This window comes from Curtobacterium sp. AC268 (genome assembly GCF_979258745.1).
Map to the genome: position 1 here is coordinate 2,131,818 of NZ_OZ409878.1, position 25,697 is coordinate 2,157,514.

Genomic DNA, 25,697 nt, shown 5'->3' on the forward strand with positions numbered 1-25,697 from the left:
ATCGTCACGCGCGGGTCCTACTTTTCCTTGGCGAGGGCGGCGTCCATCTTCTGTGCGAGGTCCTCTGCCACCTGGTCGACGGGCTTCGACCCGTCGAAGGCGCTCGGCAGCAGGGTGGTCTCGAGGGTGTTCCACGCGGCGGTGTTCTTCGACACGGGCAGCGGCTTCGCGTAGTCCACCGCGTCGAGGAACACCTGCAGGTCGGCGTCGGGCATCGTCTTCGTGAAGGCGGTCTGCGTGCCCTCGTACGCCGGGATGACCGCGCCCATGTCGCCCTGCTGCTGCTGGGCCGTCTTGCCCGCGAGGTAGACCTGCAGCGCCTGGGCGGCTGCCTTGTCCTTGCTCGCCTCGGACACGACGTTCGAGACACCGTGGATGACGGTCGCCTGCTCCTTGCCCTTCGGCAGCGGGTAGGCGACGACGTCCTTCTCGAGCTCGGTGCCGGTCAGCGCGGAGCGGAACCAGCTGCCGCCCTGGTACATCGCGAGCTTGCCCGAGGTGAACCACTGGTCGGCCGTGGTGTCGGTGAGCTGCTTGATCGAGGGCGAAGCCCCCGAGTCGATCAGGTCGGTCCAGAACTGCAGGCCGTCCTCGGAGGGCTTCGTGGCGTACTCGGACTCGGTGCCGTCCGCGTTCACGACCGATCCCCCGGCCTGCAGGATCGTGTTGTAGTACGTCGTCTGGCCGTCCATGCCACCGGCTGCGCCGTAGGCGCCCTTCGCCCGCAGCTTCTCGGACAGCTCGGCGCCGGTCTGCTGGAAGTCGTCCCAGGTCCAGTCCTTGGAGGGCAGGTCCATGCCGGCCTGCTCGAACAGCGACTTGTTCACCCAGACGCCGATGGTGTCGAAGTCCTTCGGCACGCCGTACTGGGTGTCGTCGTACGTGTACAGGTCGTTGAGTGCGCTCGAGTACTTCGACGCGTCGATGTCACCCGACTCGACCTCGCCGGTGATCGGCGCGAGCTTGCCGTTGGCCGCGTACAGCTGGAAGTTCGGGCCGTTCATCCAGAACAGGTCGGGCAGGGTGTTGCTCGAGCCCTGGGTCTGCAGCTTCGTCCAGTAGTTGGCGAACGGCGTGACGTCGACGCTCACCTTGATGTCCGGGTACTCCTCGTTGAAGCCCTTCAGGTTGGCCTTGATGGCCTTGACCTGGTTCTCGTCCCAGACGGCGTAGGTCAGCGACGCCTTGGTGTCCTTCGGCGCGGCTTCGTAGTCGCCTGCGGAGCCGGACGCCCCGGACGACGAGGAGCAGCCGGCCAGGGAGTGCGGCCGCGCCGAGGGCGGCGACGGCGCCGAGGAGGACGCGGCGCACGCCGGTTCCTCGGGTGGGGATGTGTGCGGTCATCGGGGTGTCCTTTCGCACGGCCGTCAGGAGCCGACGGTCTGGGCGGGATGCGGGGTGGAGGGGGTGGAGGGGGTGAAGTGCGCGATGGTGTCGGCCGGCAGTGGGGGGACGTCGATGGGGACGGACCCGTTGCGGAGCGAGCGCGTGGCCAGCGCGCCGGCGGCGACCGCGGCACGGGCCGCGATCGGGGAGAGCTCCGACGGTTCGCCGAACGCGACGGACCGCAGGAACTCGGTCATGGTGAGCAGGTCGGCATCGGCGTGACCGTCCTCGACGCCGTCGATCGGGTACTCGCGGTCCCCCGCGGTGTCCCAACCCCGGCGGTGCGTCCAGACCTTCACGACGCCACCACCGGTGTCGCCGATGTTCTCGAGTCGTCCTTCGGTGCCGATGACGGTGTAGTTCCGCCAGTAGTCCGGGGTGAAGTGGCACTGCTCGTAGCTGGCCTGCACCCCGTTGTCGAGCGTCATCATCACCATCGAGACGTCCTCGACGTCGACGACGGGGTTCAGCCCGGTCTGGGCGAGCGGCGGCCAGTTGTCGTGGGAGAACCAGTCCCCCATGAGCTCGCCGCTGCGGTCGCGCCGGTCGGTGACGTCGCCGTAGACCGACAGCGACCCCATGCCGACGACCCGGGCGGTGTCACCCCCGCCGAGCGCGTGGATGACGTCGAGGTCGTGGCTCGCCTTCTGCAGCAGCAGGGAGTTCACCTTGCTGCGGTCGGCGTGCCAGTCCTTGAAGTAGTAGTCACCGCCGTTGCCGACGAAGTGCCGGCACCAGACGGCCTTGACCTGACCGATCTCGCCGCGGGCCACGATCTCGCGCATCAGGCGGACGACGGCGGCGTGCCGGAAGTTGTGCCCGACGTACAGCGGCGTGCCGGTCTCCGCAGCGGTGTTCAGGACGGCGTCGGCGTCCTCGACCGTGATGGCCAGCGGCTTCTCGAGGTAGACGGCGATGCCCACGCGGAGCAGGTCGATCGCGATCTCGGCGTGGGTCCAGTCCGGCGTGGTGACGATGGCCGCGTCGACGTGGCCGGTGAGGTCACGGTGGTGTTCCACCACCAGGGCGTCCGGGTACTCGTCGTGCCCACGGTCCCGGCCGGCCGCGGTGACGTCCGCGACGGCCACGACCCGGGCCTGCAGCGACGGGTCGTCGGCCGTTGCCTCGGCCACGTGGCGCGCGATGGCGGACCGCTGGCCCATCCCGATCACCGCGACGCGGAGTCCTGCGTTGTCAGCGCCCATGCTCATCGCTCCCTTGCGTGAATGTGACGCCCATGATGCCGAATCGATCATGAATGCACAATAGGCGCTCACAGATCGCTCACGCATCCGTGCCGGGGAGGGTTTTACACGATCGAAACGTCCGGACCGTTCCGGGGTGGCCGCAGGGGCGCTCAGTCGGCGACGACGAGCTCCACGCCGGCGCTGGCCAGGTCGGCGGCGAACGAGGCCGGCACCGGCTGGTCGGTGACCAGGACGTCGATGCGGTCGAGCGGGCAGATCCGGGCGAAGGTCGACCGTTCGATCTTGGTCGAGTCCGCGACCACGACGACCCGTCGCCCGACGGAGGCGAAGTGGCGGCTGACCTCGGCCTCGCCCTCGTGCATGGTCGTCGCGCCGTACTGGCCGGTGAGCCCGTCGACGCCGAGCACCACGAGGTCGAGGGCGAACTCGTCGAGGGTGTCCCGGACGAGCGGCCCGACGAGCTCGTAGGACTGCCGCCGCGCCACACCACCGGTGACCACGATCTTCACGTTGGACCGGACGGACAGCTCGTACCCGACGTTCAGGGCGTTCGTCACGATCGTGATGCCGAACTCGCCGTCGGCGCGGATGAACCGCTCGCTCTTGCCGAGCTCACGCGCGACCTCGGTCGTGGTCGTCCCGCCGTTGAGCCCGACGGTCTCCCCCGGCTGCACCAACCGGGCGGCCGCGCGGGCGATCGCCGTCTTCGCCTCGGCCTGCCGGGCGATCTTGTACTGCAGCGGGAGCTCGTACCCGGCCCCGAGTGCTGCCGCTCCCCCGTGCGTGCGCGTGACGAGCCGCTGGTCGGCGAGGGTCGCGAGGTCGCGGCGAGCCGTCGCGGCGGAGATCCCGAGCAGCTCACCGATCTCGGCGATCGACACGTTGCCGCGTTCGCTCACCAGTTCGAGTAGGGCGTTCAGCCGCTGTTGGGGGGTCATGACGGTCATCCTACGGCGTCACCACCGACGCCCGGTGATCGGAAATGACGTTTTCCCCTTCCCTTGCGCACGATCGCTCGCTACGCTTCCTGATCATCGATCACCCGGATCGACCCGGACCCGGAAGGCTCCCATGACCGACACCTTCGTGAGCGCTGAACTGGCCTCGCAGCCGGAGACCTGGCGTGCAGCCGCCGCGCTCCTGCCGACCTTCGCCGACGCGCTCCCCCAGCGGGGCGAACGCGTGGCCGTGATCGGCTGCGGCACGAGCTGGTTCGTCGCCATGAGCTACGCCGTGGCCCGTGAGCAGGCGGGCCTCGGCGTGACCGATGCCTTCGCCGGGTCCGAGTACCCCGCGTCCCGCGAGTACGACCGCGTGCTCATGATCAGCCGCTCGGGCACGACGACCGAGATCGTCGACCTGCTGCAGGCCCTGCCGTCGCAGCGCACCGTCCTGATCACGGCCGTCGGCGACAGCCCCGCCGCGGCCGTCGCCGACCAGGTGGTCGCCCTGCCGTTCGCCGACGAGCGCTCGGTCGTCCAGACCCGCTTCGCCACCACGACGCTCGCACTGCTGCGGGCGTCCATCGGTGACGACGTCGACGCGCTCGCAACCCAGGCCGAGACCGCACTGACGGTGCCCATCGAGGACCTGCTCGACGCCGAGCAGGTCTCGTTCGTCGGTCGTGGGGCCGCCGTCGGCCTGACGTTCGAAGCCGCGCTCAAGACGCGTGAGGCCGCGCAGTTCTGGGCCGAGTCCTACCCGGCGATGGACTACCGGCACGGTCCCATCGCGATCGCCCAGCCCGGCCGGCTCGTCTGGTCGCTCGGCACGGCACCCGAGGGCCTGGCCGACGAGGTCGCCGCCACCGGCGCCCGCTTCGTCCAGCACGACCTCGACCCGATCGCCGGGCTCGTCGTCGTGCACCGGTTCGCCGTAGCCCTGGCCGAGGGACGCGGGCTCGACCCGGACAACCCCCGGTCGCTCACCCGGTCGGTCATCCTCACCTGATGGGTGGCGCAGGCGCGGTGCTCGGGGTCGACGTCGGCGGCACGGGCATCAAGACCCGGCTGACGACCGCCGACGGACTCGTCCTCGACGAGACCCGGGTACCGACGCCACGTGACGACCCGGGTGCCGAGCGCCTCGCCGCCGTCGTCGCCGAACTGTCCGCACAGGCCTCCCGAAGTGCGCAGCTCGGAGCCATCGGGCTGGTGACCCCCGGCGTCGTCGACGAGACCCGCGGCACCGTGGACCTGTCCGTCAACCTCGGGTGGCGCGACGTCCCGGTGCGTGACCTCGTCCGCGCCGAGCTCCTGCGGCAGGGGATCGACGTACCGCTCGCCTTCGGCCACGACGTCCGTGCCGGCGCCCTGGCCGAGGTCCGGGCCGGCGACCCGGCGCTATCTCGGGGGTCGGTCTCGTTCGTGCCGGTCGGCACCGGGCTCGCGAGCGCCCTGGTGGTCGACGGTGCCGTCGTGTCCGGCGGTGGCTGGGCGGGGGAGATCGGACAGGTCCGGATCCAGGCCGGTCCGCACGCGGGCCACCGCGTCGAGGAGATCGCGTCCGCCGGGGGAGTCGCACGTCGTTCCGGCGTGCCGTCCGCTCACGCCGCCATGCTCCTGGTCCGCCAGGGCGACCCCGCAGCCCGTGCGGTCTGGGACGACTGCGTCGCGGTCCTGGCCGACGCACTCGCCTGGACCACCGCGGTCGCCGGGGTCCACACGATCATCGTCGGCGGGGGACTCGCCGAGTCGGGCCCGCTGCTGCTCGACCCGCTGCGCGACGCCGTCACGGAGCGTCTGCAGGGCGTCCGTGTCCCCGTCATCGTGCCCGCCCGGCACGGCGACGCAGCCGGCGCCATCGGAGCGGGGCTCCTCGCACGCACGCTGCTCGAGACCGAGACCGAGACCGGGGTCCTGCTGTGACCACCCTCGTCCGGGCCCATCGCATCGTCACGGCCCAGGCAGACCTGCACGACGGCTGGCTCGTCATCGGTGACGACGACACCGTTCTGGCGACCGGCACCGGATCCCCGATGCGCACGGACACCGCCGTCACCGTCGACGGTGTGGTCGTGCCCGGGTTCGTCGACCTGCACGCCCACGGGGCGCTCGGGCACGACTTCGCCGGGTGCTCCGCCGAGGATGCCCGTGTCGCCGCCGGGCACCACCGGTCGCGGGGCACGACCACCCTGGTCGGGTCCATCGCCACGGGCGAGCGCGCGGACACCGTGGCGGCCCTCACCCGGCTCCGGCCACTCGTCGCGGACGGCACGCTCGCCGGGCTGCACCTGGAGGGGCCGTGGCTCGCGCCCGCCCGTCGCGGGGCGCACCGTGTGGACCTGCTGCACGCTCCGGACCCCGCCGAGGTCGACGCCTACTGCGACGCCGCGGGTGGCGCCCTGCGGATCGTCACGCTCGCGCCGGAGCTCCCGGGTGCACTCGAGGCCGTCACCCGTTTCGTCGAAGCCGGGGTCGTCGTCGCCATCGGCCACACCGACGCCACCGCCGAGCAGACCCGCCGCGCGGTCGACGCCGGAGCCTCGCTCGTCACCCACCTGTTCAACGGGATGCCCCCGCTGCACCACCGTGCGCCCGGGCCGGTCGGGGTCGCGCTCTCCGACGACCGCGTGCTGCTCGAGTGCATCGTCGACGGCCACCACCTCGATCCCGTGACGGTCACCCTCGTGCAGCGCAGTGCTCCGGGCCGGATGGTCCTGGTCTCCGACGCCATGGCTGCGACCGGCTGCCCCGACGGCACGTACACGGTGGCCGGATCGGCGGTGACGGTCCGCGACGGGCTCGCCGTGCTCGCCGACGGTTCGTCGCTGGCGGGCAGCACGATCACGGTCGCCGAGGCCGTCCGCCGCCTGCTCGACGCCGGGACCGACCTGCCCGAGGTCGTCGCGGCGTCCGCGGGGCGTGCGGCACGCCTGCTCGGGGCCCCGGCACCGCTCAGCGTGGGCGCCCCCGCCGACCTGGTCGTGCTCGACCCGGAGCGCGGCAGCGTCCGAGCCCTGCCGACGGCGGTGGTCGCATGATCCTCGTCGTCACCCCGAACCCGGCCGTCGACGTGACCTACCGTGTCGCCGAACAGCGCATCGGCGAGACCCAGCGCGTGCTCGAGGTCCAGCGGCGCCCCGGCGGCAAGGGCCTGAACGTCGGGCGGGTCCTCGCAGCCACCGGCGTGCCGACCCACGCCGTGCTGCCCCTCGGCGGCGACGGCGGGCGCTGGATCGCCCACGCTCTCGGCGACCTCGGGCTCGTCCACACCGACGTCGCCGTCCGTGGTGAGACCCGCACGACCGTGACGGTGGTGGACGACCTCGCCCACCCGACGATGTTCGGCGAGCCCGGACCCGTGCTCAGCCCCGACGAGTGGGACACGGTCACCGCCGCGGTCGAGACACTGCTCGACGGCGATGTCGGACGTACTGGCGGTGCCGACGGCGCCGTCGGTGGCGCCGGTACCGCCGATGCCCCGCCCGCAGCCGCCCTGGTCGTGTCGGGCTCGCTGCCCCGCGACTCCGATCCCGCGGTCGTCGCCCGCTGGGTCACCGCCGCTCGCCGCCGCGGTGTGCTCTCGGTGGTCGACTGCTCGGGCACCGCGCTGCTGGCGGCCGCCTCGGCCGGGGCGACGGTCTGCAAGCCCAACCGCGAGGAACTGCTCGAGGCCACGGGCACCGACGACGAGCGCTCTGGGGCGCTCCGGCTCCTCGAACTCGGCGCGACGGTCGTCGTCGTGTCCCGCGGATCCGACGGCATCGCCGCCCACACCACCGAGCACGTGCTCGAGGTGCCGGCGGTCCCCGGAGTCTCGGGCAACCCGACCGGCGCCGGTGACGCCGCCACCGCCGGGCTCGTCGATGTCCTCGTCGAGGTGCTCGTCGGTGCCGGTCTCCCCGCGCCCGACGGCAGCGTCCCGGCCCCCGACGACGCCACCCTGCTCCGAGCCCTGCGGTCCGCCGCCGCACACGGGGCCGCCGCCGTCCTCCAGCCGGTGGCCGGCGCGGTCGACCCGGCAGACGTCCACCGCTTCCTGTCCACCCCGCCCGCTCCCGCCCACGACCGAACGAGGACCCCCGCATGATCACCGACCTCGCCCTCACCGGCCTGCTCGACACCGCCCGCACGGCCCGTCGCGGGGTCGGTGCGTTCAACGTGGTGCTGCTCGAGCACGCCGAGGCGATCGTCTCCGGCGCCGAGCTTGCCGGGCTGCCGGTGATCCTGCAGATCAGCGAGAACTGCGTCCGCTACCACGGCGGACTCGCACCGATCACGACCGCGACCCAGGCGGTCGCACGTGCCGCCGACGTCGAGGTCCTCGTGCACCTCGACCACATCGAGGACCCCGAGCTGGTGGCGGCCGGCGTCGACCTGGGCGTCGACTCGGTCATGTACGACGGTTCCCACCTGGACTTCGCCGCCAACGTGGCAGCGACCCGCGAGCTCGCCGCGCGGTGTCACGCCGCGGGTGTCGCGATCGAGGCCGAGCTCGGCGAGGTCGGCGGCAAGGACGGCGTGCACGCGCCCGGCGTCCGCACGGATCCGACCGACGCCGCCGCGTTCGTGGCCGACACCGGGGTCGATGCCCTGGCGGTCGCGGTGGGGACCTCGCACGCGATGCAGACCCGCGAGGCCTCGGTGGACCGCGACCTGGTCGAGCGCCTCCGTGCCGCGGTGCCGGTGCCGCTCGTGCTGCACGGGTCCTCGGGCCTGTCCGACGACGAACTCCGCGCCGCCGTGCACGCGGGGATGACGAAGATCAACATCTCGACGCACCTGAACGGCCTGTTCACCCGCGCGCTCCGCACCGTGCTCGACGAGCGGCCGGACGTCGTCGACCCGCGCAAGTACGTGTCGGCGGGCCGGGACGCCATCGCCACCGAGACGGCGCGACTGCTGACGCTCCTGCACGCCTGACGCGCGAGCGGACGCTCAGCAGAGCGGGACGTTCACCGCGAGCCCGCCCATCGCGGTCTCCTTGTACTTCGACGACATGTCCGCCCCGGTCTGCCGCATCGTCTCGACGACTTGGTCGAGCGACACGTGGTGCACCCCGTCGCCCCGCAGGGCCATCCGGGCGGCGTTGATCGCCTTGTTCGCCGCGATCGCGTTCCGCTCGATGCACGGGATCTGCACCAGACCGCCGATCGGGTCGCAGGTCAGCCCGAGGTTGTGCTCCATCGCGATCTCGGCGGCGTTCTCGACCTGCTCCGGCGTGCCCCCGAGGACCTCGGCGAGCCCCGCAGCCGCCATCGACGCCGCGGATCCGACCTCGCCCTGGCAGCCGACCTCGGCGCCGGAGATCGACGCCCGTTCCTTGTAGATCGACCCGATCGCCCCGGCGGTGAGCAGGAACCGCACGACGGCGTCGTCCCGTTCGGCGGCGGGGGCGTCGGCGACCGCGGGCACGTAGGTGAGCGCGTAGTACAGGACCGCGGGGATGATGCCGGCTGCGCCGTTCGTCGGGGCGGTGACGACGCGGCCTCCGGTGGCGTTCTCCTCGTTGACCGCCATGGCGACGAGGTTCACCCACTCCATCGCGAAGAGCGGGTCGTGGTCGGGGTCCTCGCGCGTGAGCTGCTCGTGCCAGGTGGCCGCGCGACGGCGGACGTCGAGCCCACCGGGCAGGCACCCGCCCCTGCGGACGGAACGGTCGACGCACGACTCCATCACGCCGTGGATGCCCAGCAGTCCGGACCGGATCTCGGCGTCCGTCCGGGTGACGGCCTCGTTCGCCAGGGCGACGCCGCTGATCGGCAGGCCTGAACCGGCACACGCGGCGAGCAGCTCGGCGCCGCTCGAGAACGGGTGGGGCACGGCGTCGTCGACCGGGATCGCGGCACCGGCGACGGCAGCCGAGGCGTCCGCCACGGGCTCGGCTGCCTCGTCCCGCGCGATGAACCCGCCCCCGATCGAGTAGTAGGTCTCGTCGGCCAGATCGGTCCCGTCGGCGTCACGGGCACGCAGCCGCATGGCGTTCGGGTGCCGGGGCAGCATCGTCAGGGGGTGCAGGACGATGTCGGCGAGGCGGAACGGCACGCTCGCACCGCCGTCGAGCCGCAGGACACCGTCGCGTTCCACGGCGTCGAGCGCGAGGACCATGGCATCGGGGTCGACGGTCTCCGGGTGTGACCCCATGAGCCCGGCGACGACGGCACCGAGGGTGCCGTGACCCTGCCCGGTCGACGCGAGGGACCCGTACAGGTCGACCACCACGGACGTGACGGGCAGGCCACGGACGAGGGTGGCGAACTCGGCACCGGCCCGCATCGGGCCGACGGTGTGCGAGCTCGAGGGGCCGACACCGACGCTGAACAGATCGAAGACGGAGACCGGCACGCCGCCACACTAACCCGTCCGGACGGACCGGCGCTCAGCGCCGCGACCCGGACCGCTCAGCGCCGCCGACCACCCTCGGGCGGCATCACGAACCACAGCACGACGTACGCGATCCACAGCGGCCCGGGGAAGAAGCTCAGGATGACCCAGACCACCCGGACCAGGGTGCGGGACAGGTTGAAGCGGTCGGCGAGACCGGCGCAGACGCCGGCCAGCAGACGACCGTTGCGGGGACGGGAGAGTGTGCTCATGTCGACGACGCTACGCAACGCCGCCGGTCGAGCGCATCCGGGACGCACCCCGAGCGTGGTGGGGAAACCCCCGGACCGGCCCTGAGCGGCCCTGGGATCAGGGGATGAGGACGATCTTGCCGCGGGTGTGACCCTGCTCGAGCTCCTCGAAGGCGTCCTGCACGCGCTCGAGCGGGTAGGTCGCGGCGACGGGCACCTCGATCGCGCCGTTCGCGACCTCGAGGGCGAGCGCCCCGAGGATCTCCGGGTCGGCGGTGTCCGCGCTGCCCGAGGCCTTCGCCCCGACCTCGGCGGCCTCGTCGAACGCGATGATCGTCTCGATGCGGTCGACCGGCACCCCGAGGGCGATGCCGAGCCGGACGTACTCGGCGCCGTGGGTGTCGATCACGGCGTCGACGCCGTTCGTCGCGAGTTCGGTGATGCGCTCCTGCAGTCCGTCGCCGTACGCGACCGGCCGTGCGCGCTTGGAACGGAGCCACTCGTGGTTCGCCTCGGACGCGACGGCGATGACGTCGATGCCCTCGTTCGCGAGCAGCTGGGTCACGAAGCCGCCGACCCCGCCCGCGGCGCCGGACACCACGACGGTCTCGCCCGGCCGCGGATCGACCGCACGGACGGCTGCGGCCGCGGTGGTCGCGATGACGTCGAGGCCACCCGCCACGGTCCAGTCGAGCAGGCGTGGCTTCTGGACGACCTGGACGGCCGGCACGGAGACGTACTCGGCCTGGCTCGCGCGGTCCCACGACCAGCCGATGACCTCTTCGCCCTCGTCGACGCCGTCGACCTCGACCCCGACGGCCACCACGATGCCGGCGAAGTCGGTGCCCTGCCCGGACGGCAGGTCACCGCCGAACGCGCCCTGGCGGATGGCGGACTCACCGGGGTTGATGCCCGCGGCGCGGACGCGGACGAGCACCCGCCCGGGCGTCACCTCGGGAACGGGCACCTCGGCGACGTGCAGGACCGATCGGTCACCCCACTCGTCGAAGCGGACGGCGCGCATGGTCTCCGGGATCTCAGTCATCGCCACCGACGCTACCCCGGCGCGCGGCACCCGGTCTGTGTGGACCGCTCCATCCCTGCGAGGACGCGAAAGGGAGAGGGTGCGAGACTGGAGGCATGCCCATCCTGAACAAGGACATGCAGGTCTGCATGTCGCTGGCCGCGCGACCGAGCAACATCGGCACCCGGTTCCACAACTTCCTGTACGACGAGCTCGGCCTCAACTTCCTGTACAAGGCGTTCACCACGACGGACCTGCCCGGCGCCGTCGCCGGCATCCGTGCGCTCGGGATCCGCGGGTGCTCGGTGTCGATGCCCTTCAAGGAGGCGATCATCCCGCTGGTCGACCACATCGAGGACTCCGCCGCCGCGATCCAGTCGGTCAACACGGTCGTGAACGACGACGGCGTACTCACCGCATCGAACACCGACTACGAGGCGATCGCCGCCCTGCTCGGGTCCCACGAGGTCGACCCGGCTTCGCGCGTGCTGCTCCGCGGCTCGGGCGGCATGGCCAAGGCCGTCACGGCGGCGTTCCGCGGCGCCGGCTTCGACCGGTTGACGGTCGTCGCCCGCAACGAGCAGACCGGCCCGGCCCTCGCATCGCAGTACGGGTACGACTGGGTGGCCGACGAGCACGAGGCGGGGGAGACCGACCTGGTCGTCAACGTCACCCCGCTCGGCATGCGCGGCGACCAGCAGGACGCACTCGCCTTCGCGCCGGAACGGATCGAGGCGGCGCACACCGTCTTCGACGTGGTCGCGTTCCCGTCGGAGACCCCGCTCGTGCGTGCTGGGCGGAATGCCGGCAAGCACGTCATCACCGGTGCCGAGGTCATCGCTCTGCAGGCGGCGCGCCAGTTCGAGCGGTACACGGGCGTCGCCCTGACCGACGACCAGGTGGCGCGCGCCAGCGAGTTCTCGCGCGCCGAGTAGTCGACGCACCCACAGGGCGGACAGGAGGCACGTGGCGGCGCCGCCACGGGCCTCCCTTCCGTCTCGGGGGACGTCTCAGGCGTTCGCCGCGCGCCCGACGGCCACCCACTCGAGGCGGCGGAGCGTCTCGCGGTTGCGGATCCAGATGAGCGGCTGCATGAGGAAGTCGGGCACGTACGAACCCGGCCCGGCCACCGCGTTCTCGGTGATCGTGACCTTGCTGCCGTGCCGGTGCGGTTCGACCGTCAGTTCGACGCGGGCCTCGCCGATGGGCCAGCCCTTCGGCTGGATGACCATGCGGTGCGGCGGCTCCCACACCAGCGACGTCGTGACGTCGTTGATGACGATCGGCCACGCGCCGAACGAGTGGTGCAGGTGGGTACCGACCTGCGGCCAGCCGGACTCCTCCTGGCGCATGCGCGAGGCCCCGACCACCCAGGTCGTGTAGAGCCACCCGTCGCCGAGCACGTCGAAGACGGCTTCGGGACGGCAGTGCAGGATGCGGGCGTTCTTCGCCATGGTGATCAGCCTTCCGGGGTGAGGTCGACGTCCTCCGGCAGGCCGAAGGTGTGCCGGAGTGCGCTCTTCGCCGCGTGCCACCCGGCCATGCCGTGCACGCCGGGGCCGGGCGCGGAGGACTCGGAACACAGGTACATGCCACCGCCCATCCGCCACGGGTCGCTGGACAGGACGGGGCGCTTGACGAGCTGCCAGAAGCTCGCGGCACCGGCGGCGATGTCGCCACCGACGTAGTTCGGGTTGTACTCGCCCATCTGCACGGCGGTGCGGGAGCTCGACGACAGGATCGTGTCGCGGAACCCCGGCGCGAACCGCTCGATCTGGCGGGTGACCGCCTCGGTCGGGTCGACGTCCGACCCCGCGGGGACGTGCGCGTAGGCCCAGAAGACGTGCTTGCCGGCCGGGGCCCGGGTCGGGTCCACCACGGTCGGCTCCGCCCCGAGCACGTACGGGCGCTCGGCGTGCTGCCCGTGCGCCACCGCCCGTTCCGCCGCCGCGATCTCCTGGCGGGTACCGCCGATGTGGACGGTCCCGGCCTTCCGCAGCGACTCGTTGGTCCACGGCACCGGGTCGGACAGCGCGAAGTCGACCTTCGCCGCCGCGTTGCCGAACCGGAAGCGACGCAGCGCACCGCGCTTCGGGGTCGGGATCTGCTTGCCCGCAATCCGGAGCATGCCCGGCACGCTCGTGTCGAACAGCACCGCCTTCGCCGGGGTGAGGTCACCGAGCGACCGGACCTCCTGCCCGGTGACGATGCGGCCGCCGTGCGCGACGAGGTCGGCGGCGAGCGCGTCGACGATCGCCTGGCTGCCGCCGATCGGCACCGGCCAGCCGCGGGCGTGCGCGTACGAGCCGAGCGACAGTGCCGCCGCCGCGGTGGACAGGGACGGCAGGTGCTGGATCGAGTGCGCCGCGACGCCGGACACCATCGCCGGAGCGGCGTCGCCGCGGAAGCGCAGGTTCCACGCGGCGGTGCCCTGCTCGAGCGCCCGCAGGCCGAAGCGCAGGACGGTCAGGGGGTGGCGCGGCACGTGCAGCAGCGCGTCGGTCGCGAAGTCGGCGACCTGGTCGGCGTTCTCCGCCAGCGGGGCCATCAGCTGCTTGAAGGCCGGACCGTCCACCCCGAGCTCGGCGGCGGTGCGGTCGAGGTCCTGGTAGGCGATGCCGGCGCGGCCGCCGTCGAGCGGGTGACCGTACTGCACCTCGGGCAGGCGGAGTTCGATGCGCTCCTCCATCCGGAACAGCCGGAAGAACTCCGACTGCAGGGCCATCGGGTGCACGGCGGAGCAGACGTCGTGCAGGAAGCCGGGCAGGGTGAGCTCGGCAGTGCGGGCGCCGCCGCCGATCGTGTCGTTCCGTTCGACGACCTCGACCGACAGCCCGGCGCGTGCGAGCGTCACCGCTGCCGCGAGCCCGTTCGGTCCCGCTCCGACGACCACCGCATCAACCATGCACCGAGCCTAGGGACTCGTGACTGCGTGTGGTGTCGGTCAGGTGCGCGAAGTGTCGGGATCAGCGGGGTCCGACTCGTCCTGGTCACCGTCGGCGTCGTCGGGCTCGTCGGCGTCGACCGGGGTCGATCCGACGGGGTGCTCGGCGAGCAACTCGGCGAAGTCCTCGTCGAGCATCTGCTGCAGCCGGTCGTCGCGTCCGATCTCGTAGTCGTCCGCCGGGCGCTGCGCCCAACCGAGGCGTCCGACGACGGTGGTGCCGATGTCGTCCCAGGCGCGGGCCCGCGCGGCGAGCACGATGCCGTCGACGAAGTGCTGGTCGTCGCGCCGCTTGTCGAGCATGGTGGCGAGCTGCTCGTAGGTGGCCTCGCGCATCCGGAGCTTCAGGTCGTCGCCCCGCCGGTAGTCGTGCTGGTGGCGGGAACGGCCCTTCTGCTTGCTCGAGGTGGAGCGGATCTCCCGCATGCGTGCGGCGTCGCCCCGCTGTTCCTCGGCCATGCGGTGGAGTTCTTCGCGCGTGGCCTCGGCGATGAGCGCGTGGTCGAAGTACCCCTGGTCACGCAGGGCGTTCGTGATGATGCGGTTGGCCACCGCGATGGTGACGGCGGCCTTCGCGATGAGGAAACCCTCGTCGACCGCCCGCTTCAGTTCGACCTGGCTGATGGGTCGATCGCGCACGTCGGGGTTGCGTCGTCCGAACAAGGCCATGCTCCGACGATACCGGCGACCGGTGTCGGTCGGTCTGCACGACGGCGACGGGCGTCAGAGCAGCAGGCCGTACACGGCGACGTCGACACGCTCGGGGCCGAGGGGCAGCGCGCCTCGCAGGGTGCCCTCGTGCGCGAAGCCGAGCCGCTCGGCGAGCCCCCGGCTCCGCGCGTTGTCGACCGCCGTCCGGATCTCCATCCGTGCGGACCCGCGCGCCCGGGCGACCCCGATCAGCACGGTGGCGGCCCGCCGGACGACACCACGGCCCTCCTGTCCGGCGTCCACCCAGTAGCCGAGCGATGCCTGGCCCAGGTACGGGTCGAACGTCAGCGAGGCCACCCCGACGATGCGGTCATCCGCCCGGATGACGCAGGGCAGCGCGCGGTCCATCGCGAACTGACCGAGCAGCCGCTCGGTGTGCAGGGCGATGGCCTCGCGGGTCTGGGGGTCCCACGCCCAGGGCTCGGCGGCCCGCAGACGATCGGTGTTGGCGTGCACGAGTGCGAGCACCGGGTCGACCGTCGTCAGGTCGCGCAGCGTCAGCGTGTAGCCGTCACCGAGGTCGCGTCCGAACGTCGTCACCGTCCAGACACTAGGCACCCCTGCCTGTCACTCGTACCGGAGCGCCTCGATCGGGTTCTGCCGTGCCGCTCGTCGTGCCGGCAGGGTGCCCGCCAGGAACGCGATGAACATCACGACGAGGATGATCGTCGCGACGGAGCCCGGCGCGAACTGCATGATCTGCAGCCCCGGCAGGTCCTTGAGGAGCGTGCCGGCCAGGACGTTCGAGATCCCGGTGCCGAGCAGGATCGCGACCCCGGCGCCGATGGCACTGCCGAGGAACCCGATGAACACCGCCTCGAGCGAGAACAGCGTGTAGACCTTGCCGCCACCCATGCCCATCGCCTTCATCAGGCCGATCTCGCGGGTGCGCTCCTGCACGCTCATGAGCAGGGTGTTGATGATGCCGAAGCCGGCAGCGACGAGCGCGATCACGGCGAAGGCGTTCAGGACCCCGACGATGCCGCTGATCACGGTCTGGAACTGACCGAGCTGGTCCTGGATGGTCTGACCGAGGAACCCGTCGTCGGCCAGGGACTTCTTGACCGTGGTGACGGAGGCGTCGGCGTCGAGCGTCGCGGTGGCGCTGGCGTAGGACGTCGCGATCGAGTCGGGCTTGCCGATCTCCTGCGCGGCCTGCATGGCGTCGGTCAACGCGGCGTTCGCCCCCGCACCGCTGCCGAACAGCGACTCGTTCTGCACCCCGACGACGGTGGCGGTGAGCGTGTGCGCCTTGCCCTGGTAGTCGTCGACGGCGAACGTGAGCTCCTTGCCGACGGCGGCCGACGCGCTGCCGAGGCCCATGTTCTCCAGGTAGTCGGTCGGCAGCATCACCTGGTTGGCGTCGGTCTCGTCGTCGAGCTGCTTGCCGCTCGCCAGGTCGGCGTCGAGCTCGCCGGCGTTGGCCGTGAGCGACACGACGTACTTGCCCTTGTCCCCGTACTCGGCGTACTTCGGTGCGAGGGCGACCGCGGGGCGGAGGCTCTTGATGCCGTCCGTCTTCTTGATCGCGTCGACGTCGGACTGCGACAGGTACGAGAACGACGCCGGGCCACGGTCGACGCTCTGGCCGGACTCGTCCGGGTCGTACTTCGCCGGGCCGCTGTCGGTCGAGGTGCTGTCGACCGCCTTCGTGATGGTCAGCGAACCGGTGTCGCCGATCGAGGAGACCTGGCTGTCGATGTAGTTGCTGACGCCCGTGCCGATCGCCGACGTGAGGGTGATCGTGAAGGCGCCGATGAAGATCGCGATGACGGTCAGGGTCGTGCGCAGCTTCGAGCGGAAGGTGTTCGAGACCGCGGTGCGCAGGAGGTCGAGGAAGTTCATGCGGAGTGCCTTCCGTGCGTGGCAGACGCGTCGACCACGTCATCGGGTCCACCGACGATCAGGCCGTCGCGGACGTTCACGCTGCGGTCGCAGCGCGCGGCGAGCTCTTCGTCGTGCGTGACCACGACGAGCGTGATCCCCCGCTCGCGCTGCAGCCCGAACAGCATGTCCTCGACCACCTGTCCGGTGTTCGTGTCGAGGTTGCCGGTCGGCTCGTCGGCGAAGATCACGCTCGGCTCGCCGACCAGCGCCCGGGCGATCACCACGCGCTGCTTCTGGCCGCCGGACAGGTCGTTGGCGTCGTTCTTCGCCTTGTCGGCCAGCCCGAGGGCATCGAGCGCCGCCATGCCCCGGCGCTTCCGCTCGGCTCCGGAGACACCGGCGATCTTGAGCGGGAGCACGACGTTGTCGAGCACCGAGGTCTTCGGCGTCAGGAAGAACTGCTGGAACACGAACCCGAAGGTGCTGTTCCGGGTTCGGTTGACCTGCCGCGCACCGAGCGTCGCCGCGTCGGTGCCGTCGAGCAGCACCTGTCCGGCCGACGGCTTGTCGAGCAGTGCGAGCAGGTGCATCAGCGTCGACTTGCCGGAGCCGGACTTGCCGACGATCGCCAGGCTCTCGCCCTGGTGCACCGCCAGCGACACCCCCTTGAGCGCGTCGAACCGCGTCGCGCCGCGGCCGTAGGTCCTGGCGAGGTCACGGGCCTCGAGCACGGGAGTGGTCATGGGTTCACCGTAGTGTCCGATGCACGACTGCAAGTTTGCGTTTGCTGTAGATCATGTGACGTTCCGGTTACAGTCGGGCCATGCCCGACTCCGCGACGCCGTCAGAACTCGGTCTCCGTGACCGCAAGCGCATCGAGACCCGCAACCGCATCGCCGAGGCGGCTCGGTCCCTGGCCCTCGAGCAGGGCGTCGACGGCACCACGATCGAGCAGATCGCCGCGCGGGCCGATGTCTCCCCGCGGACGTTCTTCAACTACTTCGAGAGCAAGGAGGACGCGGTCCTCGGGCACACCGAGCTCGACCTCGAACCCGCCACTCTCCAGGCGCACCTGGCGGCCGTCGCGGGGGAGCCTGCGGCGCAGGCCGTCGTCGACCTGGCGTTCCTGGTGTTCGGGTCGTCGTTCGGCGACGAGCACGAGCGGCTCGAGCGCAAGGCCGTCATCGTGCGGTTCCCGCAGCTGATGCGTCGGCAGGTCGCGCGGATGACCACGGTCGCCGAGGCGATGACCGGCGCGGTGCGCAGGATCCTCGAACGCGACCCGGCCTGGGGCCCCGAGGCGGCGACCCCGCAGGCGGCCGAGATGCTCCTCGGCATGTGCATGACGGGCCTCCGCAGTGCCGCTCGGCACGAGGGTTCCGACCCGGAGCAGGTGCGGGCTGCGGTGGTCGCGTCGATCCGCGACACGGCAGCGCGCATCGCCGCGGCCTGAGACGCGACCACGAACGGACGGGAGGTGGGCCCCACCAGCCGGTACCGGCGCACCGCGCCAGCGGGGCGACGGCCGTGCCTGGAGGCGCGGTGCCGGCTGGCACCGCGCCTCCAGTCCGTCGGTGGGTGCGTCGAGAACGGTCAGGGCTTCGTGATGAAGCCCTCCTTCACCATCCAGTCGAAGGCGACGTCGGCCGGCTCACGCCCCTCGACGTCGACCTGACGGTTGAGTTCCTGCAGCACCGCGTCCGTGAGCTTCGGCGAGATCTGGTCGTAGATCCCCTCGAGCTGCGGGTACTCCTTGAGCGTCTTCGAATCGATGACGGGGGCGACGTTGTACGCCGGGAAGAACCCCTTGTCGTCCTCGAGCACCGTCAGCCCGAGCGACTTGATGCGGCCGTCGGTGGTGAAGACCTCACCGAAGTTGCACTTGCCGCGGTCGGTGGCCGTGTAGACCGTGCCGGTGTCGAGGATGCTCACGTTGCTGCTCGGCACCCCGTTCGACCCCGAACCGCCGAGCTCCAGGCCGTACTTCTTGAGCATCGGCTTGAAGCCGTCGGCACGGGAGTTGAACTCCGACTCCACGCAGAACGTGCGCTGGTCGACCGGCAGCTTGGTGATGTCGGAGAGCGTCTTGACGTCCCCGAGCTCCTTGACGGCCTCGTTGCGGACGGCGAACGCGTAGGTGTTGTTCATGGGCGCCGGTTCGAGCCACGTCAGCCCGTTGCCGGCGTCCTCCTTCTTCACCGCCGTCCACTGCTCGGTCTTGTCCGGGATCCCCTTCGTGTGACCCATGAAGGTCAGCCAGGCGGTGCCGGTGTACTCGTACGTGAAGTCGGCCGCGTGCGAGGTCATCAGCTCACGGACCGCGACGCTGCCGGGCACGTTCGTCTCGTCGGTGACGTCGAACCCGGCGGCCTTGGCGGCGAGCACGGCGATCTTGCCGAGCACGAGCTGCTCGGTGAAGTTCTTCGACGTCACGGTGATGTGGGCGCCGGCCGGCAGGTCGTCGATGCGCTGGATGGAACCGGCGCCGGCCTCGGGCACGAACGACGTCGCGGGCTGCAGGCCGCACCCGGTCAGGACGAGGGCGGTGGCACCGGCGACGAACGCGGCGGCTCCGACCCGGGTGCGGGTGCGGCGGGTGCTGCGGGTGCGGCGGGTCATCGGAGTCCCTTCGGTCGTGCGACCGTCTCGACCACGCGGCCGAGCCAGTCGATGGAGAGGGCGAGCAGGGCGACGAGCAGGGCCCCGGCGACGAGCACCTTCGGCAGGAACAGCGTCACGCCCGTCGTGATGAGCAGACCGAGTCCGCCCGCACCGACGAAGGTGGCCAGGCTCGCCGTGCCGACGAGCAGCACGAGGGCGGTCCGGATACCCGAGAGCATCACGGGCACCGCGAGCGGCAGTTCGACGCGCATCAGCACGCTGAAGGCGCTCATGCCCATGCCGCGACCGGCCTCGACCAGGCGGTCGTCGACGCTCTGCACGCCGATCATGGTGTTCCGGAGCACCGGCAGGATCGCGTAGAGCACGAGCGCGATGACGGCGGACGAGCTGTTCAGGCCGAGCCAGGCGGCGAGCAGCACGATGAGGCCGACGGCCGGGGCCGCCTGCCCGAAGTTCGCGACGGCGAGCACGTACGGGCTCGCCCGGCGCAGCGGCCCGCGGGTGAGCACGACGCCCAGCGGGATGCCGATCACGAGCACCAGGACCGTCGACTGCAGGGTCAGCACGAGGTGCTGGCCGGTCAGGGCCAGGATGTCCGCCGGGTTGAGCGTCGTGCGCTCCGTCGGGGTCAGGTCCGCCGTCGCGAGCCACACCGCGAAGCCGGCCAGGACGACCAGGATCGCGATCGGCTGGAACAGCAGGCCCTTCCACGAGGTGCGTGCACCGGTGGCGGGGCCGGCGACGGCGACTGCGCTCACAGGTCTTCTCCGGTGGGCATCGCCGACACCGGTGACGACGGCATGGTCTCGATCGGGTTCGTGTTGGTGCCGACCGGCGTGTAGGCCTGGTCTCCTGCGGCGGTCGCGCGGGAGCGGGTGATCGCCTCCATCACGGTCTCGACGGTGATGACCCCGCGGAACGCGTCACGACGACCGGTGACGAGTGCGGCGCCGGCGCTCGAGACGAGCATGGTGTCGAGCGCGTCGTTGAGGGTCGCGGCCTCGCCCACGACTGGCAGGCCGGGCTCGACACCGTCGGGGATGCGGTCGAGGCGCTCGAGCTGGCGGCGCGACGGCCACCCGATCGGACGCTGGCGGTGGTCGACGACGACGGCGTGCTGGTGCCCGCCGGCCTCGTTCATCCGCTGCAGCACGGCCTTGACCTCTTCGCCGGGCGAGCAGGTCACGGCCGACTCGACCTCGACGTCGCGCACGCGGTTCAGCGTGAGCTGCTTCAGGCCCGCACCGGAACCGATGAAGTTCTCGACGAACTCGTTCGCCGGCTCGGCCAGGATCCGCTCCGGGGTGTCGTACTGCACGATGTGCGCACCCTCGGTGAAGATGACGATCCAGTCGCCGAGCTTCACGGCCTCGTCGAAGTCGTGCGTGACGATGACGATCGTCTTGTGCAGTTCCTCCTGGATGCGCAGGAGCTCGTCCTGCAGGCGCTGGCGGGTGATCGGGTCGACCGCGCCGAACGGCTCGTCCATGAGCAGGACGGGCGGGTCCGCCGCGAGCGCACGGGCCACGCCGACGCGCTGCTGCTGCCCACCGGAGAGTTCACGGGGGAACCGGTCGCGGTAGGTGTCGGGGTCGAGCGAGACCAGGTCGAGCAGCTCGTCGACGCGCGCCGCGATCTTCTCCTTCGACCAGCCGAGCATCTTCGGCACGATGGCGATGTTCGCCGCGACGGTCATGTGCGGGAAGAGACCGCCGGCCTGGATCACGTAGCCCATGCGGCGGCGGAGCTCGTCACCGTCGATGCCGGTGACGTCGTCGTCGCCGACGACGATCCGCCCCTGCGTGGGCTCGATCAGGCGGTTGATCATCTTGAGGGTCGTCGTCTTGCCGCAGCCGGACGGGCCGACGAGCATGACGATCTTGCCGGCCGGGATCTCGAGCGTGATGCCGTCGACGGCGGGCTTCGACTGCCCGGGGTACCGCTTGGTGACCTCGTCGAGCAGGATGCTGCGCCCGGTGACGTCCCCGTCGGGCGCGGTGGTGGTGGCGGAGTCAGTGCTGGACACGGATACCTCTCGAGATGGTCAGGCGGCCGAGGCCGATGAGGAGCAGGTCGAGGACCAGGGCGAGCAGGACGACGCCGACCACCCCGACCACGACGGAGAACAGGGCGTTGGCGCCGCCGAGGCGGGACAGCCCGGAGAAGATGAAGCCACCGAGCCCGGGACCGAGCGCGTACGCGGCGATGGCGGCGATGCCCATCACCATCTGCGCGGCCACGCGGACGCCGCTCAGGATGATCGGCCATGCCATCGGCAGCTCGACCTGCAGCAGGGTGCGGAACCGGCTCATGCCGATGCCACGCGCCGACTCGACGACGGTGGGCGGGATCTCGGCGAGACCGACGACCGCGTTGCGCAGGATCGGCAGCGCGGCGAAGAAGACGACCGTCACGACCGACGGCAGGACGCCGAAGCCGAGCGGGACGATGAGCAGGCCGATGACGGCGAACGACGGCAGGGTGAGGCCGATGGCCGACACCCCGTTCGCGAACGCGGTCAGGCGCGGGCTGCGGTAGACGAGTGTGGCGAGCACCACGGCGATGACCGTGGCGAGGACGACGCACTGGACGACCAGTGAGAAGTGCTGCCACGATGCGAACCAGATCTGGTTCCATCGCTCCACGACGTACTGGAACACGGGTGGGCGCTCCCCTTCCGGTCGGCTGAACTGCCCACAGATCGGGGCACGAGCTCGGCCAAAGCTACGCAGCAGCCGGACCGGTTGTACAACGCAACCCCGCCGGGACGGCGGTTTCCCTTGCAGTTGCGAGGAGGACAACCCCTGATCAGCGGGGGTTCACCAGGGCGAGCCTGGGAGAACGGTAACGATCGGTCTGCCTGCTCGGCTATGCGTCGAGGTCGCGCAACCCTGATCGCTCCGCGATGTCGACGAGCTGCTCACGCCACCGGACCCATTCCTCCGGGGACTTGTCGGCCAGGTTGCCGTCGCCGTCGCCGGCCAGGCCGTCGAGCATCTCGCGCACGATGTCGGCGTGACCCGCGTGCCGGGCGGTCTCGTACGCCATGTGCACCAGGATCCGGTGCAGGGTGACGTCCCGGTGCCCCTCCGGCCACCACGGCACGGTCCCGGTGGCGGTGAGGTCGAGCGCTTCGATCGTGGCGTCGGCGTGGGCGGCACTCCGGTGGTGGAAGGCCACGACGTCGGCCATGGTCTCGTCGAGCGAGGCGTACATGTCCTCACCGTCCTCCGACTCGAGCCAGGCGGGCTGGTCCGGCAGCGGCCGCCCGAACACCTCGCCGAAGTAGCCGGCCTGCACCCCGGCGACGTGCTTCACCAGCCCGAGGACGTTCGTGCCCGTCGGCGTCACCGGCCAGCGGGCCTGCCGCTCCGCGAGCCCGTCGAGCTTGGCCAGCAAGGCCGCGCGGTGCTTCTGCAGGTACCGGTGCAGCGTCCGCTTCACCGCGGCGTCGGCGGCAGCGACGTCGGCGACCGCGCCGTCCGCGGCCGTCGCACCGTCGGGGTCCCGCGTGGACCCCTCGTCCGAGAGCAGGGCGTTGCCGCTCGCGGCCAGGGTGCTGGTGCTCGCGGGGTGCACCTCGGGGACCGCTTCGACGTCGCTCATGCCCCCGATCGTGCCACCCGGAGCTCCTGCAGGCGCGTCGACTCCTGCACGGCGACCCGTTCGGCGGTCAGCAGCAGCCCGGCGACCTCGGCGCCGGTGCGTGCCGGGGCGTCGTTCCAGCTCGTCAGGTCACGCACCCGGCCCATCCGGATGTCGGGCGCGGGGCACCACAGCACGGGCTCGCCCTCGTCGCGGGCGAGGGCGTGCCACACGACGTCGAGCGCGTGCTGCACCCGGGGCGCGTGGACCGCGTGCGGCCCGCCGGCGGCGGACACGACCGCACCGACCAGGCAGGCACCGACGAGCGGCCGGCCCTGCACGTCCATCGCGGCGGCACTGGAGGCCTTGCGCTCGCGGCCGTGCTCGTCGAGGTAGGCGAACCAGGCGTGCTGGACCCACCCGCGTTCGACGACGGCGCGGGCGTCGGAGAGCAGGTGGACGAGTTCCCCGAGTTCGCGGACCCGGTCGTCGACCCGTCGCGCGCGGGCGGCGGCGCGGCAGTCGCACAGGCGGTCGAGCAGGCCGCGGAGACCGCGTCGCTCGGGTCGGACAGGGGCGGGGAGGCGTCGGTGGCGACGTCGTGCTGGACGCGGAGCTCGAGGGTCATGGCGGCCCCTCCGATCGGCTGTGCACGGATGGTGCGGTCACGATAGCCCCGCGGGGACTCAGTCGTCCAGCACCGCGTCGATGCTCCGTCGCGCGACGCTCCGGAAGGCGCGTTCGTCGGCGGTCGCCAGCGCGGACGCGAGCGCGACCACCCACCCTCGTGCGCGCAGCCAGGTGGTCTCCGGCACCGCGACGCGCGCGCGGAACGCCCGACGCCCCGGCCGGTCGAGCGTCAGCCAGGCGGTGGCGAGGTCGACGGCCGGGTCGCCCGCGGTGACGTCACCGAAGTCGATCACGGCCGACAGGCGGTCGACACCGTCCGACGAGTCGACGAGCAGGTTGAAGGGGTGCAGGTCGCCGTGCACCCAGACGGGAGGCCCGGCGTGCGCGGACACGGCCGCTGCGGTCCGCCACAGCGCGGCCAGCTCTCCGGCCCGGTGCACGCCGTGGTCGTCGAGTCGCGCCAGCACGGCCTCGCTCCGCGACGCGAGCGGCACCGCACGGAACGGGTTCGCCGGGGCGTCGTCCGGGGCTGGGACGTGCAGGAGCCCGACGAACGCGGCGAGCGCCTCGGCGACGGGGACCTCGGCCGCCCGTTCACCGATCGCCGTGCCGGGCAGCCACGGCACGATGCTCCACGACCACGGGTACCCGAGGGCGGGGCGGCCGGTGCGCACCGGGGCCGGTACCGGGACGACCGATCCGACCCGGGCGGCGATGTCGGGCAACCAGCGCTGTTCGTGCTCGACGAGGCGTGCGGCCAGCTCCCGACGGGGGACCCGGACGGCCAGGTCGTCGCCCAGGCGGAGCACGACGTTGTCCCAGCCGTTCGCGACGACCTGGAGCGGGAGCCCGGCCAGGTCGGGGTGCTGGTCGCGCAGCAGGGCCCGGACGAGCGGGACGTCGACGTCGACCTCGGCAGCGGGTGTGGGCACGGCGTCAGGCTAGTGGGCCGCCGGACACACGCCCGCGAACTGGGGCCGGTGGCGCGACACCCTTCTCGCTATTCTCAGAGGCGAGGTGACGTGGGTGTTTCCCTGGGGGGACCCGCGTCACTCCGGAGCGATGAGCGCGACGAGCCGCGGGATCTCCGGACGCAGCCGTTCGGTGACGAACGCGTCCAGCAGGACCGTCCAGAGTTCCCGCAGGCCCGCGAACAGGTCGGCCCGGCGGGTCATGACGTCCGAGACGGTCTGCACGCCGGTGTAGGCGCGGACGACGACGCGGCCGACCAGGTCCGGGTCCCACCGCGGGTCGATCTCGCCGGCTTCGACGGCCTGCCGTGCGAACCCGGCGACCACCGTGGTCCAGTCGGTGTACGGGTCCTGCCGCGCGACGTCGCTCGCGGCCACGTCGGTCGACAGCCGGACACCGGCGCTGACCACCACCTCGGTCGTCATCTGCAGGGCCAGGCCCTGCGCCAACCACACGATCCACTCGAGCGGCGTCGTCCCCTTCGCCACCGCGGCCTCGCCGTACCGCCGGGAGATCGCGTGCTGCTCGGCGATCACGGCGCCGGCCATGTCGGCCTTCGACGTGAAGTGGAAGTACAGCGCGCCCTTGGTCATGCCGATGCGTTCGGCGATGCCGTCCATCGAGGCACCGACGTACCCGCGTTCGTCGAACTCCGCGGCCGCGCCCTCGATGATCGCCGTGCGGGTCGCGAGCGACCGCTGCTGCCGGGTCGGTCGGTCCTGCGCCATGGGGTCCGATCGTAGTCAGCGCAGGCTGCCGCCGGGGCCCGCTGGCCGCATTCGGCATGCGTTCGGCCGGGTGCCCTACGGTCGGTCGCCATGGACGGATGGCGGAACCCTGCGCGCTGGGCACGGACGGGGCGGTGGCTGCTGCTGCCGATCGCGGTGCTGGACTGGGTCGCGCTCGCGCCGCAGACCATCGTGGTGCTCGCGTTCCTGCTCGCCGTCGTCGGGCTCGCGGGCATGGGTGCGGCCCTCGTGGTGCACATGCTCCGTCGGTCCCGTGGGGCGATGGCCGGCCTCGGGGTCGTCCTGCTGCTCGGTGGCCTCGTCGTGTTCGGCCTCGATCCGTTCCCCGGCTCGTTCCCGCTCATCGAGTCGTGGTGGCCGGAGTCGATCACGCAGCCGCAGCACGTCGGCAGCGCGTACTGGCAGCTCGCCGGTCTGGGCATCGAGCTCGCCGGGTTCGCCCTGCTCGCGACGCTGCTCGTGGTCGCGCTGACCGGTACCCCGCGCCCGCGGCCGGACCGCTCCCGCTCCTGATCCACTGCGG

General features: G+C 71.7%; 28 protein-coding genes. 8 read left to right on the forward strand and 20 right to left on the reverse strand.

What is annotated here, in order from left to right; genetic code table 11:
- Positions 1-17: 17 nt before the first annotated feature.
- The 3 genes from ACZZ9K_RS10095 to ACZZ9K_RS10105 form a co-directional block, all read right to left on the reverse strand.
- On the reverse strand, positions 18-1,091 hold the full coding sequence (locus ACZZ9K_RS10095) for an ABC transporter substrate-binding protein (RefSeq protein ID WP_463443969.1): 1,074 nt from the start codon (positions 1,089-1,091) through the stop codon (positions 18-20).
- Positions 1,092-1,367: 276 nt separating this feature from the next.
- The gene (locus tag ACZZ9K_RS10100) at positions 1,368-2,597 is read right to left on the reverse strand and encodes a Gfo/Idh/MocA family protein (RefSeq protein ID WP_463443970.1); all 1,230 of its coding nucleotides are present in this window, start codon (positions 2,595-2,597) and stop codon (positions 1,368-1,370) included.
- Positions 2,598-2,743: 146 nt separating this feature from the next.
- Entirely contained in the window at positions 2,744-3,532 is a 789-nt protein-coding gene (locus tag ACZZ9K_RS10105) for a DeoR/GlpR family DNA-binding transcription regulator (RefSeq protein ID WP_185974063.1), read from the reverse strand.
- Between the two features lie 133 nt (positions 3,533-3,665).
- On the opposite strand from ACZZ9K_RS10105, the gene ACZZ9K_RS10110 reads away from it, so the two are divergent.
- From ACZZ9K_RS10110 to ACZZ9K_RS10130, 5 genes are read left to right on the forward strand one after another with little or no spacing between them, the layout of a single operon-like run.
- Positions 3,666-4,544 carry an SIS domain-containing protein gene (locus ACZZ9K_RS10110; RefSeq protein WP_463443971.1) on the forward strand — a complete coding sequence of 293 codons (879 nt, stop codon included), beginning with the start codon at positions 3,666-3,668 and terminating at the stop codon, positions 4,542-4,544.
- Positions 4,544-5,461 carry an ROK family protein gene (locus ACZZ9K_RS10115; protein ID WP_463443972.1) on the forward strand — a complete coding sequence of 306 codons (918 nt, stop codon included), beginning with the start codon at positions 4,544-4,546 and terminating at the stop codon, positions 5,459-5,461. The genes ACZZ9K_RS10110 and ACZZ9K_RS10115 overlap by 1 nt, the downstream gene beginning before the upstream one ends.
- Positions 5,458-6,576: an N-acetylglucosamine-6-phosphate deacetylase gene (nagA, locus tag ACZZ9K_RS10120; protein ID WP_463443973.1), complete on the forward strand. Its 1,119-nt coding sequence runs from the start codon at positions 5,458-5,460 to the stop codon at positions 6,574-6,576. The genes ACZZ9K_RS10115 and nagA overlap by 4 nt, the downstream gene beginning before the upstream one ends.
- Entirely contained in the window at positions 6,573-7,625 is a 1,053-nt protein-coding gene (locus tag ACZZ9K_RS10125) for a 1-phosphofructokinase family hexose kinase (RefSeq protein WP_463443974.1), read from the forward strand. The genes nagA and ACZZ9K_RS10125 overlap by 4 nt, the downstream gene beginning before the upstream one ends.
- The gene (locus ACZZ9K_RS10130; RefSeq protein ID WP_463443975.1) at positions 7,622-8,458 is read left to right on the forward strand and encodes a class II fructose-bisphosphate aldolase; all 837 of its coding nucleotides are present in this window, start codon (positions 7,622-7,624) and stop codon (positions 8,456-8,458) included. Before ACZZ9K_RS10125 ends, ACZZ9K_RS10130 begins: the two co-directional genes overlap by 4 nt.
- 15 nt (positions 8,459-8,473) lie before the next feature.
- On the opposite strand, the gene ACZZ9K_RS10135 is transcribed toward ACZZ9K_RS10130, so the two are convergent.
- From ACZZ9K_RS10135 to ACZZ9K_RS10145, 3 genes are all read right to left on the reverse strand, one after another.
- Positions 8,474-9,880 carry an L-serine ammonia-lyase gene (locus tag ACZZ9K_RS10135; protein ID WP_463443976.1) on the reverse strand — a complete coding sequence of 469 codons (1,407 nt, stop codon included), beginning with the start codon at positions 9,878-9,880 and terminating at the stop codon, positions 8,474-8,476.
- A 56-nt stretch (positions 9,881-9,936) separates the two neighbouring features.
- Positions 9,937-10,131 (reverse strand): PspC domain-containing protein, encoded by a 195-nt coding sequence (locus tag ACZZ9K_RS10140; RefSeq protein ID WP_027466823.1) that lies wholly within the window; start codon positions 10,129-10,131, stop codon positions 9,937-9,939.
- A gap of 97 nt (positions 10,132-10,228) precedes the next feature.
- Positions 10,229-11,155, reverse strand: a complete 927-nt coding sequence (locus ACZZ9K_RS10145) for an NADP-dependent oxidoreductase (RefSeq protein ID WP_463443977.1) — start codon at positions 11,153-11,155, stop codon at positions 10,229-10,231.
- Between the two features lie 95 nt (positions 11,156-11,250).
- On the opposite strand from ACZZ9K_RS10145, the gene ACZZ9K_RS10150 reads away from it, so the two are divergent.
- Positions 11,251-12,069, forward strand: coding sequence for a shikimate 5-dehydrogenase (locus tag ACZZ9K_RS10150; protein WP_463443978.1), 819 nt, complete (start codon positions 11,251-11,253; stop codon positions 12,067-12,069).
- Positions 12,070-12,144: 75 nt separating this feature from the next.
- On the opposite strand, the gene ACZZ9K_RS10155 is transcribed toward ACZZ9K_RS10150, so the two are convergent.
- The 6 genes from ACZZ9K_RS10155 to ACZZ9K_RS10180 are packed head-to-tail and all read right to left on the reverse strand — an operon-like array spanning position 12,145 to position 17,359.
- Positions 12,145-12,588 carry an SRPBCC family protein gene (locus ACZZ9K_RS10155; protein ID WP_138802120.1) on the reverse strand — a complete coding sequence of 148 codons (444 nt, stop codon included), beginning with the start codon at positions 12,586-12,588 and terminating at the stop codon, positions 12,145-12,147.
- 5 nt (positions 12,589-12,593) lie between these two features.
- Positions 12,594-14,039 carry a phytoene desaturase family protein gene (locus tag ACZZ9K_RS10160; protein WP_138802121.1) on the reverse strand — a complete coding sequence of 482 codons (1,446 nt, stop codon included), beginning with the start codon at positions 14,037-14,039 and terminating at the stop codon, positions 12,594-12,596.
- Between the two features lie 39 nt (positions 14,040-14,078).
- The gene (locus ACZZ9K_RS10165; protein ID WP_027466829.1) at positions 14,079-14,747 is read right to left on the reverse strand and encodes a hypothetical protein; all 669 of its coding nucleotides are present in this window, start codon (positions 14,745-14,747) and stop codon (positions 14,079-14,081) included.
- Between the two features lie 54 nt (positions 14,748-14,801).
- Positions 14,802-15,329 carry a GNAT family N-acetyltransferase gene (locus tag ACZZ9K_RS10170; RefSeq protein ID WP_071245631.1) on the reverse strand — a complete coding sequence of 176 codons (528 nt, stop codon included), beginning with the start codon at positions 15,327-15,329 and terminating at the stop codon, positions 14,802-14,804.
- Between the two features lie 27 nt (positions 15,330-15,356).
- Positions 15,357-16,634, reverse strand: a complete 1,278-nt coding sequence (locus tag ACZZ9K_RS10175) for an ABC transporter permease (RefSeq protein ID WP_463443979.1) — start codon at positions 16,632-16,634, stop codon at positions 15,357-15,359.
- A complete protein-coding gene (locus tag ACZZ9K_RS10180; RefSeq protein WP_051597014.1) occupies positions 16,631-17,359 on the reverse strand; it encodes an ABC transporter ATP-binding protein in 729 nt (242 codons plus the stop codon). The genes ACZZ9K_RS10175 and ACZZ9K_RS10180 overlap by 4 nt, the downstream gene beginning before the upstream one ends.
- An 80-nt stretch (positions 17,360-17,439) precedes the next feature.
- On the opposite strand from ACZZ9K_RS10180, the gene ACZZ9K_RS10185 reads away from it, so the two are divergent.
- Entirely contained in the window at positions 17,440-18,069 is a 630-nt protein-coding gene (locus tag ACZZ9K_RS10185) for a TetR/AcrR family transcriptional regulator (protein ID WP_463443980.1), read from the forward strand.
- Positions 18,070-18,209: 140 nt separating this feature from the next.
- On the opposite strand, the gene ACZZ9K_RS10190 is transcribed toward ACZZ9K_RS10185, so the two are convergent.
- The 8 genes from ACZZ9K_RS10190 to ACZZ9K_RS10225 all read right to left on the reverse strand — a co-directional run bounded on the left by ACZZ9K_RS10190 (position 18,210) and on the right by ACZZ9K_RS10225 (position 25,153).
- Positions 18,210-19,235 carry a glycine betaine ABC transporter substrate-binding protein gene (locus tag ACZZ9K_RS10190; RefSeq protein WP_071406245.1) on the reverse strand — a complete coding sequence of 342 codons (1,026 nt, stop codon included), beginning with the start codon at positions 19,233-19,235 and terminating at the stop codon, positions 18,210-18,212.
- Positions 19,232-19,996 carry an ABC transporter permease gene (locus tag ACZZ9K_RS10195; protein ID WP_111056509.1) on the reverse strand — a complete coding sequence of 255 codons (765 nt, stop codon included), beginning with the start codon at positions 19,994-19,996 and terminating at the stop codon, positions 19,232-19,234. The genes ACZZ9K_RS10190 and ACZZ9K_RS10195 overlap by 4 nt, the downstream gene beginning before the upstream one ends.
- Positions 19,993-21,264 (reverse strand): ABC transporter ATP-binding protein, encoded by a 1,272-nt coding sequence (locus tag ACZZ9K_RS10200; RefSeq protein ID WP_017887899.1) that lies wholly within the window; start codon positions 21,262-21,264, stop codon positions 19,993-19,995. The genes ACZZ9K_RS10195 and ACZZ9K_RS10200 overlap by 4 nt, the downstream gene beginning before the upstream one ends.
- Positions 21,251-21,898 (reverse strand): ABC transporter permease, encoded by a 648-nt coding sequence (locus tag ACZZ9K_RS10205; protein ID WP_138802126.1) that lies wholly within the window; start codon positions 21,896-21,898, stop codon positions 21,251-21,253. Before ACZZ9K_RS10205 ends, ACZZ9K_RS10200 begins: the two co-directional genes overlap by 14 nt.
- Before the next feature lie 208 nt (positions 21,899-22,106).
- Complete coding sequence (locus ACZZ9K_RS10210; protein WP_463443981.1) at positions 22,107-22,844, reverse strand: DinB family protein; 738 nt, start codon at positions 22,842-22,844, stop codon at positions 22,107-22,109.
- Positions 22,841-23,365, reverse strand: a complete 525-nt coding sequence (locus tag ACZZ9K_RS10215; protein ID WP_463444751.1) for a DUF6197 family protein — start codon at positions 23,363-23,365, stop codon at positions 22,841-22,843. Before ACZZ9K_RS10215 ends, ACZZ9K_RS10210 begins: the two co-directional genes overlap by 4 nt.
- Before the next feature lie 144 nt (positions 23,366-23,509).
- The gene (locus tag ACZZ9K_RS10220) at positions 23,510-24,385 is read right to left on the reverse strand and encodes an aminoglycoside phosphotransferase family protein (RefSeq protein WP_138802129.1); all 876 of its coding nucleotides are present in this window, start codon (positions 24,383-24,385) and stop codon (positions 23,510-23,512) included.
- 117 nt (positions 24,386-24,502) lie between these two features.
- Positions 24,503-25,153 (reverse strand): ScbR family autoregulator-binding transcription factor, encoded by a 651-nt coding sequence (locus tag ACZZ9K_RS10225; RefSeq protein ID WP_138802130.1) that lies wholly within the window; start codon positions 25,151-25,153, stop codon positions 24,503-24,505.
- Positions 25,154-25,243: 90 nt separating this feature from the next.
- Between ACZZ9K_RS10225 and ACZZ9K_RS10230 the strand changes: the two genes are divergently transcribed.
- On the forward strand, positions 25,244-25,687 hold the full coding sequence (locus ACZZ9K_RS10230; protein WP_138802131.1) for a disulfide bond formation protein B: 444 nt from the start codon (positions 25,244-25,246) through the stop codon (positions 25,685-25,687).
- Positions 25,688-25,697 lie beyond the last annotated feature (10 nt).

Bases quoted from the DNA above. Each gene is read 5' to 3' on its own strand.
- ACZZ9K_RS10100 (WP_463443970.1), bottom strand. From the start codon at position 2,597: ATGAGCATGGGCGCTGACAACGCAGGACTCCGCGTCGCGGTGATCGGG.
- ACZZ9K_RS10105 (WP_185974063.1), bottom strand. From the start codon at position 3,532: ATGACCCCCCAACAGCGGCTGAACGCCCTACTCGAACTGGTGAGCGAA.
- ACZZ9K_RS10110 (WP_463443971.1), top strand. From the start codon at position 3,666: ATGACCGACACCTTCGTGAGCGCTGAACTGGCCTCGCAGCCGGAGACC.
- ACZZ9K_RS10115 (WP_463443972.1), top strand. From the start codon at position 4,544: ATGGGTGGCGCAGGCGCGGTGCTCGGGGTCGACGTCGGCGGCACGGGC.
- ACZZ9K_RS10125 (WP_463443974.1), top strand. From the start codon at position 6,573: ATGATCCTCGTCGTCACCCCGAACCCGGCCGTCGACGTGACCTACCGT.
- ACZZ9K_RS10130 (WP_463443975.1), top strand. From the start codon at position 7,622: ATGATCACCGACCTCGCCCTCACCGGCCTGCTCGACACCGCCCGCACG.
- ACZZ9K_RS10140 (WP_027466823.1), bottom strand. From the start codon at position 10,131: ATGAGCACACTCTCCCGTCCCCGCAACGGTCGTCTGCTGGCCGGCGTC.
- ACZZ9K_RS10145 (WP_463443977.1), bottom strand. From the start codon at position 11,155: ATGACTGAGATCCCGGAGACCATGCGCGCCGTCCGCTTCGACGAGTGG.
- ACZZ9K_RS10150 (WP_463443978.1), top strand. From the start codon at position 11,251: ATGCCCATCCTGAACAAGGACATGCAGGTCTGCATGTCGCTGGCCGCG.
- ACZZ9K_RS10155 (WP_138802120.1), bottom strand. From the start codon at position 12,588: ATGGCGAAGAACGCCCGCATCCTGCACTGCCGTCCCGAAGCCGTCTTC.
- ACZZ9K_RS10160 (WP_138802121.1), bottom strand. From the start codon at position 14,039: ATGGTTGATGCGGTGGTCGTCGGAGCGGGACCGAACGGGCTCGCGGCA.
- ACZZ9K_RS10165 (WP_027466829.1), bottom strand. From the start codon at position 14,747: ATGGCCTTGTTCGGACGACGCAACCCCGACGTGCGCGATCGACCCATC.
- ACZZ9K_RS10175 (WP_463443979.1), bottom strand. From the start codon at position 16,634: ATGAACTTCCTCGACCTCCTGCGCACCGCGGTCTCGAACACCTTCCGC.
- ACZZ9K_RS10180 (WP_051597014.1), bottom strand. From the start codon at position 17,359: ATGACCACTCCCGTGCTCGAGGCCCGTGACCTCGCCAGGACCTACGGC.
- ACZZ9K_RS10185 (WP_463443980.1), top strand. From the start codon at position 17,440: ATGCCCGACTCCGCGACGCCGTCAGAACTCGGTCTCCGTGACCGCAAG.
- ACZZ9K_RS10190 (WP_071406245.1), bottom strand. From the start codon at position 19,235: ATGACCCGCCGCACCCGCAGCACCCGCCGCACCCGCACCCGGGTCGGA.
- ACZZ9K_RS10210 (WP_463443981.1), bottom strand. From the start codon at position 22,844: ATGAGCGACGTCGAAGCGGTCCCCGAGGTGCACCCCGCGAGCACCAGC.
- ACZZ9K_RS10225 (WP_138802130.1), bottom strand. From the start codon at position 25,153: ATGGCGCAGGACCGACCGACCCGGCAGCAGCGGTCGCTCGCGACCCGC.
- ACZZ9K_RS10230 (WP_138802131.1), top strand. From the start codon at position 25,244: ATGGACGGATGGCGGAACCCTGCGCGCTGGGCACGGACGGGGCGGTGG.